This window comes from Gemmiger formicilis (genome assembly GCF_900167555.1).
GTDB classification, from domain to species: domain Bacteria; phylum Bacillota; class Clostridia; order Oscillospirales; family Ruminococcaceae; genus Gemmiger; species Gemmiger formicilis.
Genome location: NZ_FUYF01000041.1, coordinates 1 through 7826, shown reverse-complemented (window position 1 = coordinate 7826; position 7826 = coordinate 1). Strand labels below are relative to the sequence as shown.

Sequence of the window (7826 nt, the reverse complement as noted above, 5' to 3'; positions counted from 1 at the left end):
CGGCGGCTGCGGCACGGCATCTGCGTTGCCAAAATGCTCGATAAGACATCCAGTATTATCTGCGCTTTTGGCTTAGCAGCTGCCGCACCTCGCTCGCCGTATCGGCACTTAGAATTGTGCGGTATTGCCTTAAAAATAATCTCGTTGAGGTATAGCACGCATGAGTATTCGATTTGATTCCGAGACCCGCATTTTTGTATTGGAAACCGCCCATACCAGCTACCACATGAAGGTGGATGCGCTGGGACACCTGCTGCATCTGTACTACGGCAAAACCATCGGCAGCGGGGATCTGATGCAGCTGTATCCCCGCACAGACCGTGGATTCTCGCCGGATTACTACGCTTACCGCACCCATCGGGGCATTTCCCCGGACCTGCTCCCGCAGGAGTATACCGGCTGCAACGTGGGCGATTTTCGTCTGTCCTGCGTGACGGTGGCCGACAACCGCGGTGCCTTTGGCGCAGACTTTACCTATGTGAGCCACACGGTGGAGGCGGGCAAATATCAGCTGAACGGTCTGCCCTGCGCCCACGCAGAGGAAAACGATGCAGAAACCCTGATTGTCCGAATGCAGGACGAGGTCACCGGCCTGACGCTGGAGCTGTTGTACGGCGTGTTTGCCCGGCAGGATGTCATCACCCGTGCGGCACGGCTGACAAACCACGGAGATACCCCCCTGCGGCTGGACAAGGCGGCATCGGCCTGTCTGGATCTGCCCTTTGGCAGATGGGATTTGCTGCATTTCCACGGCAGACACGCCATGGAACGGCAGTTGGAACGGGAGGCTGTGGGCACCCATATCCAGACCGTTTCTTCGGTGCGGGGCAGTTCCAGCCACCACAACAATCCCTTCCTGATTCTCTGCCGACAGGATGCCACGGAGACCAGCGGTGCCTGCTACGGGGTGATGATGGTCTATTCCGGCAGCTACCAGATGGACGTGGAGCGCTCTCAGACCGGGCTTGTCCGGGTGGTGAGTGGCATTCAGGAGGAACGCTTTGCGTGGAACCTGAAGCCCGGCGAGACCTTTGACACCCCGGAGGTGATCCTCTCCTTTGCGGCAGAGGGTCTGACCCCGCTTTCTCAGCAGTACCACCGCTTTTTGCGGCGCAACATCTGCCGCGGTCCATGGAAGGACAAACGCCGCCCGGTGCTGATCAACAACTGGGAAGCTACCTATTTTGATTTCAACACCGAAAAGATCGTAAAGATTGCTGAAAAAGCAGCCTCTCTCGGCGTGGAGATGATGGTGCTGGACGATGGCTGGTTCGGCACCCGGAATGACGACAATCAGGGTCTGGGCGACTGGGTCGTGAACTGCGAAAAGCTGCCCGGCGGGCTGGACCCGCTGATTGAGCAAATCAACGCGCTGGGTATGAAATTCGGTCTGTGGATTGAGCCGGAAATGGTCAACGAGAACTCCCAGTTGTACCGCACTCACCCGGACTGGGCGCTGACCCTGCCCGGACGCAAGCCTGCCATGGGGCGCAACCAGCTGGTGCTGGATTTCTCCCGTCCGGAGGTGGTGGACTATCTGGCAGAGGCTATCGGCAAGCTGCTGCGGGAGCATCACATTGAGTATATCAAGTGGGATATGAACCGCAGCATGAGCGATGTGTACAGCCGTGCCTTCCCTGCCGAGCAGCAGGGCGAAATCATGCACCGCTATATGCTGGGCGTTTATGCGCTGGCAGAGCGGCTGACGCAGGGCTTCCCGGAGGTGCTGTTTGAGGGCTGCGCAGGCGGCGGCGGACGCTTTGATGCCGGAATGCTGTGCTACTATCCCCAAATCTGGTGCAGTGATGATACCGATGCCATTGAACGATTGACTATCCAGCACGGCACCTCCTTTGGCTATCCGGTCTGCACCATGGGCGCCCATGTTTCTGCCTGCCCCAACCACCAGACCGGCCGTACTACGCCCATCGACACCCGCGCTGTGGTGGCGATGAGCGGCACCTTTGGCTACGAGCTGGATCTGGGCAAATTGAAGCGCGCCGAGTGCACTGCAGTGAAAAACCAGATCAAGCGGTTCAAGCGGCTGAACGACCTGATTCGCACCGGCGATTATTACCGGCTGACCGACCCGGCAGAAAACGCATATTTCACGGCATGGCAGTTTGCCGCAGAGGACGGCAGCGAGGCGCTGCTGAATCTGGTGGTGACCCATCCGCAGGCGAATCCCCTGCCCATCCACCTCTGCTTCCGCGGGCTGGAAGAAGATGCTGTGTATGAGCTGGATGGCATCGACTATTTCGGCTCTCAATATACCCACGATGGCGGCAACGCCATAGAGGACGGTATTCACAAGGGCATGCGGTTCAGCGGCAGCACACTGCTGTATGCAGGGCTTGTTCTGCCGCAGCTGTTTGGTGATTACCCCAGCGTGCAGCTTCATCTTACACGAAAAGGATAAAAGGATATGAAGAACCAAACTGCATTTTCCACCCGCTTTGCCCGCCATAAGGACGAGCTGGAATGGCTGTTCATGGAGCTGTACCACAATCGGGAAGGGCTGGAGGTTCTGGAACGCGAGATGGCAGACGCCTACGACGCCCGCAGCGCCGAGCTGAAAGCACTGGACAAAGCCCGTGCCGCCGACCCGAACTGGTACAAGCGGGGCAATATGTTCGGCATGACGATGTACACCGACCTGTTTGCCGGAAATTTGAAAGAATTGGCAAAGAAGCTGCCCTATTTCAAGGAGCAGAAGCTGACCTATCTGCACCTGATGCCTTTACTGCAGATGCCCCATCCCCACAACGATGGCGGCTATGCGGTGGAGGATTTCGATACCGTAGACCCGGCTCTCGGCACGAATAAAGACCTCGAAAATCTGACCCGCGAACTGCGCAAGGCCGGTATCAGCCTGTGTCTGGATTTTGTCATGAACCATACTGCCAGCACCCACCGCTGGGCGATGGCGGCCAAGGCGGGCGACCCGTGGTTCCAAGCCTACTACCATCTATTTAACGACCGCACCATCCCCGACCGGTACGAGCAGACCGTGCCGCAGGTGTTCCCCAACACCGCCCCCGGCAACTTTACATGGTGCGAGGAGATGCACAAGTGGGTGCTGACCACCTTCCACGACTACCAGTGGGATTTGAACTACGCAAACCCGGCGGTGTTCGTGGACATGACCAAAAGTATTCTGCATCTGGCAAATCTGGGTGTGGAGGTGTTCCGCATTGACGCGGTACCCTACATCTGGAAACAGCTGGGCACCACCTGCCGCAATCTGCCGCAGGTACACACCATCGTGCGGATGCTGCGCATGGTGCTGGAATGTGTCTGCCCGGCGGTTATCCTCAAGGGCGAGGTGGTCATGGCACCCAAGGAGCTGGCGGCGTACTTTGGCACGCCCCAAAAGCCGGAATGTCATATGCTCTACAATGTGTCCACCATGGTCAACCTGTGGAGTGCCTTGGCCAGCCGTGACACCCGCCTGCTGAAAGCGCAGCTGGACGCCCTGCACGCCCTGCCGGACAACTGCTGGTTTGTAAACTATCTGCGCTGCCACGATGATATCGGCTGGGGTTTGGATGAAGCGGCTGAGAACCGTTTTGATATTGACCCCCAAAAGCATAAGGAGTATCTCTACCATTTTTATGCGGGCGATTTCCCCGGAAGCTGGGCAAAGGGTGAGTTGTACAACTACGACCCCGCCACCGGCGACGCCCGCAGCTGCGGCACCACCGCCAGCCTGTGCGGCGTGGAGCAGGCACTGGAATCCGACGATGCTATCGCGCTGAATTATGCCGTAAAGCGCGACCTGCTGCTGCATACCGTTATGGCGTTTTTGCAGGGCTTCCCTATGCTGAACTGCGGGGACGAGATTGCACAGCTCAACGGATGGGATTACAAGTCTGACCCCAATCGGGCAGACGACAGCCGCAACCTGCACCGCAGTGCGTTTAACTGGGAAAACGCAAAGCAGCGCACCCGAAAAGGCACGCTGCAGAACCGGCTGTGGCAGGGCATGGAGCAGCTGCGCCAAATGCGTGCAGACCCCTGCTTTGCCCCGGATGCCTGGGTGACCACATGGGACACCCACAACCCCGGTGTGCTGGCGCTGGTACGCAAGCGCGGTGAGGAAACGCTGGTGGGACTGTTCAACTTTACCGAGTACCCGGCAGGGGCAAGTCTGGACGCTTTGGGCGGCGAGTATCACACCCCGGATGGCACTTCCGTCTGGCTGGCGGATGTGGAGTTGGAACCCTATCAGGCACTGCTGGTGCGCCGCCGAAAGGAGCAGCCATGGATATTGTAACGATTGGTGAAGTTTTGATCGACCTGACCCAGACTGGCAGGGATGAAAAAGGCATCCCGCAGTTTGCCGCAAACCCCGGCGACGCCCCGGCCAATCTGGCGGTGGCAGCCGCTAGGCTGGGCGCACAGACCGCCTTTATCGGCAAGGTGGGGGCAGATGCCTTTGGCCGCTATCTGAAAGACGTTCTGGCAGAAAACAAGGTGGATGTTTCCGGCATGGCTGTGGATGCCGACCACCCCACCACCATGGCAGTCGTGTCGGTGGATGCTGCCGGCGAACGCGATTTCAGCTTTTACCGCAGTGCCAACGCCGATGTGATGCTGTGCAAAGAGGATATCCCGGAGGAAGCCCTGAAAGCCGCCAAAATCGTGCATTTCGGCTCGGTCAGTCTGACCGCCGACCCCGCCCGCACCGCCACGCTGGACGCCGCTGCCCGTGCCAAAAAGCTGAGGGCAATCATCACCTACGACCCCAACTACCGCGCCAACCTTTGGCACAGCGAGGAAGAAGCGATCGCACAGATGAAAGCTCCCCTGCCGCTGGTGGATATCCTGAAGGTTTCGGACGAGGAACTGCCCCTGCTGACCGGCACCGCCGACTGCGAAAACGGCACGGCGCAGCTGGCACAAAACGGCATTCGGCTGATTTTTGTCACCTTGGGTGCAAACGGCGTGTTCTACCGTATGGGAGATAAAATCGGTCATGTAGCCGGTATCCCCTGCAAGGTGGGCGACACCAACGGCGCAGGGGATACCTTCTTTGGGGCTGCTCTGTCCAAGCTCTGCAGGGAGGAGCTGAACACCTTGACGGTGGACAAGCTGGAAGGAATTCTGACCTTTGCCAACAAAGCCGCCAGCATCACCACCAGCCGCCACGGTGCCATCCCCGCCATGCCTACGTTGGAAGAAATCGAAAAATAACAGAACTGGTCACCGACCTGTAACAAATCCTACAGGCTGGTGACCGGTTTTTGCTATGAAAAGGCATTTGTATAAAACAAAAAACAGGGTGCGCCGCCGACATTTTGTTATTGCGCTGCGCTTGGTGGTGTAGTATTGCTGCCTTGTGGTAAGCAGGGCTATTTCTCGTCTACTTCCCAATGCCCGCTGAACCCCCGCCCGACAAAGCGGACGTTGTCCATCTGCTTGATGTGGCGGCGGATGGTGCGGACACTGACACCCAATGCCATACCTAGCTTTTCAGCACTGATTTTACTGTCTTTCTTGATGAGTGCGATGATTCTGGCGTCTAAATCGTCTTGGGTGACACCTTGGGTGACATCTTGGGGGACACCGTAATTCAAGTTCGGCATAACGACCGTAAACTGGTAGCGGTCCGAACGGAACGTAGGGCGCTTATCCTCGGTGTAGTTGATTTGTGCCTTGTAGCCGTTCAGAATTTTCCCAAAGCCGCTGCCCTTGCGCTCCATATAGCCCAGACGGTTGAACACATCGGCCAACACCGGGTTGCGCCGGGTGGACGGTACGGTAAGCGGATCGCGGTCCTGGATCATCGACCCGTCCGGCATTCCGCCCGGCGAGTAGATCTCCAGACGGTCATCGTAGATGTCAATGTGGACCTCGCTGCCGTAGACGAGATAATCGCGGTGCGCCAGCGCGTTGACAAGCGCCTCGTGGTAGCTGCGCTCGACGTATTCGGGCAGTTCCTCCCGCGAATTGGGCGTTTTGCGCCACATCATGCGGGCGTTGCGCTTGATGAACGCCTCGCCGTTTTCAATCAAGGAAAGCACACTGCCGGAATACTCGGCATCGTCCAGTGCGTCCATTGTGCCGCCGCTTTTGTCCAGCCCGTTCCAGCGTGTGCAGAACAATCGTGACCAGCGGATCGGGCTTTCATCGGCAATCAGGGCGCCGGCATTTGTCAAAAATCCGCCCTCGCCTGCCAGCCCGAAGGAAACAACTGCAGCGGCGTTTTTTGTGGCTTGCGGGAAGCGGCGATGTATGGCAACGCAAACAACAACCGTTTGTTCCTTTTATCTCGAATATGCAAGCCCTTCTTCTGTGCACCAACGGACAGCAATGTCTCTGTAGGCCTTTTCAAGACAGTCGTACCATTGCTGCTCTAAACCGTGATAGCGTATAGACTCCTTGAACCGGCGAAAAGCACCTTTTCCCCGAATGCTATAAGAAAGATCGCTTTGTACCTTTCCGGGAGAAAGCTGTTCGATAAAGTCCTCCATGATGCGGTATTCGTGTATCTCGTACTTGGTCGGAAATCGAAGAAAGCGTTTTGGGTCGTTTTCGATTTCGGCAGCCAGCACTTCGTCGGTTTCTCCGTTAAGCAGTGGGTCGGCAAGATAAACGGTTTCTCCGGTTTTAGTATCCCAAAAACTTGTAAAGAAATCGTCGGACATTTCAATCGCTTCAATGACCTGCTCCAACTTGATAGTCATTTTCTCAAAACCTCTCTGAATGGGCAGTGCTTTTCGGAGTCTCTTTGTAGTCAACGGAGAAACCCTCCAAGAGTAAGTCGTTCAGATTCACGGTATCACCTGCCGATACGGTTTTGTTGTGGAGCCGAGGTTTGTCTGTGATTAAATTATACTACGCCCAAAGCGTTAAGGCAATCGCAAGTTGTACTCTCCGGTGTTAAGTTGTACGCATTGCCGTAAGACCATAGCGGGAAGAATCCGATTTTTTGTGGTTTTACGGATAGGATACGATAGTATATTAGTATTTTATTTATTTAGTATTTATTTGTGCAGGATTTACCTGTACAGGAAAATCCGGTCTAGGTAAATGCCGTTGCGGTAAAATAAAAATCCCCGGAAAGCGGGGATTTTGGGGCGGTATTTGGCGGGACGGCTACCGCGCCGATGCACCGCTAATGCGCCCAAACAGGGGCGTTTCTCGCGGCGACAGGGGCGGTGTGCGGGGAGGGTGTAGAATTGGTTTGTGTACAACTTCTTGCCGGAGAGTAAAACTTATATGTTAGTTTGCTGGGCTTTTCACTTGCGTGAACCCAGTGATATTGGTATCCACATTTCTCAATGGAACCAAAGCTGCGCATTTATTTGAGCGGTGCAGGTCAGAATCCGTTTCGCAGATTTGCCCCCAAAACTGCCCCCAAAAGGGTTTGGAACGGTTCAGCACCATATAGCACCTTTTTGTACACATGGGACAAAATCCGATCTGAGCCTTGGTACACAACACCACCAAACCCAACAAAATAACATCCCAACGCACAAACTCTGGATTTCTCATAACCCGGAGGTCGCAGGTTCAAGTCCTGTCTCCGCAACCAACAAAAGCTCGTTGAAACGACAAGTTTCAACGAGCTTTTTTCTACCTTATGGCAAAAGTGGTAACAGGCCGGTAACTTTGACCCCAAAATGACCCCAAAACGGAAAAATGACTGCGCCCGAGCGGTTGAGATTTTCAACCGCCCGGGCGCTTTTTGTGGATAAATTTTGCGGAGTTGGCAGGTAAAAATAGGAGCGATTAGTGTAGTCAGCTCGCTTTGACGAGTACCAACACGCTGTTGTTTGGCACGACGATCTGTTCCTGTTTGGTGGGAATGGGCGGGTTCT

Annotated in this window: 6 protein-coding genes; 3 read left to right on the top strand and 3 right to left on the bottom strand. The window is 55.9% G+C overall.

From position 1 onward, the window contains the following. The first annotated feature begins 160 nt into the window (after positions 1-160). The 3 genes from B5D32_RS13945 to B5D32_RS13935 are packed head-to-tail and all read left to right on the top strand — an operon-like array spanning position 161 to position 5196. Positions 161-2419: an alpha-galactosidase gene (locus B5D32_RS13945; RefSeq protein ID WP_078785579.1), complete on the top strand. Its 2259-nt coding sequence runs from the start codon at positions 161-163 to the stop codon at positions 2417-2419. Between the two features lie 6 nt (positions 2420-2425). Continuing rightward, positions 2426-4276, top strand: coding sequence for an amylosucrase (locus B5D32_RS13940; protein ID WP_078785578.1), 1851 nt, complete (start codon positions 2426-2428; stop codon positions 4274-4276). Further along, positions 4264-5196, top strand: a complete 933-nt coding sequence (locus B5D32_RS13935; protein WP_078785577.1) for a carbohydrate kinase family protein — start codon at positions 4264-4266, stop codon at positions 5194-5196. The genes B5D32_RS13940 and B5D32_RS13935 overlap by 13 nt, the downstream gene beginning before the upstream one ends. 158 nt (positions 5197-5354) lie before the next feature. Here the strand turns inward: B5D32_RS13935 and B5D32_RS13930 are convergent, their stop codons facing one another. The 3 genes from B5D32_RS13930 to B5D32_RS15455 all read right to left on the bottom strand — a co-directional run. Beyond that, the gene (locus B5D32_RS13930) at positions 5355-6161 is read right to left on the bottom strand and encodes an ATP-binding protein (RefSeq protein WP_242943477.1); all 807 of its coding nucleotides are present in this window, start codon (positions 6159-6161) and stop codon (positions 5355-5357) included. Between the two features lie 108 nt (positions 6162-6269). Continuing rightward, a complete protein-coding gene (locus B5D32_RS13925; protein WP_078785576.1) occupies positions 6270-6689 on the bottom strand; it encodes a UPF0158 family protein in 420 nt (139 codons plus the stop codon). Positions 6690-7324: 635 nt separating this feature from the next. Then, on the bottom strand, positions 7325-7826 hold a 502-nt coding region (locus B5D32_RS15455; protein ID WP_207651134.1), incomplete at its 5' end, for a hypothetical protein.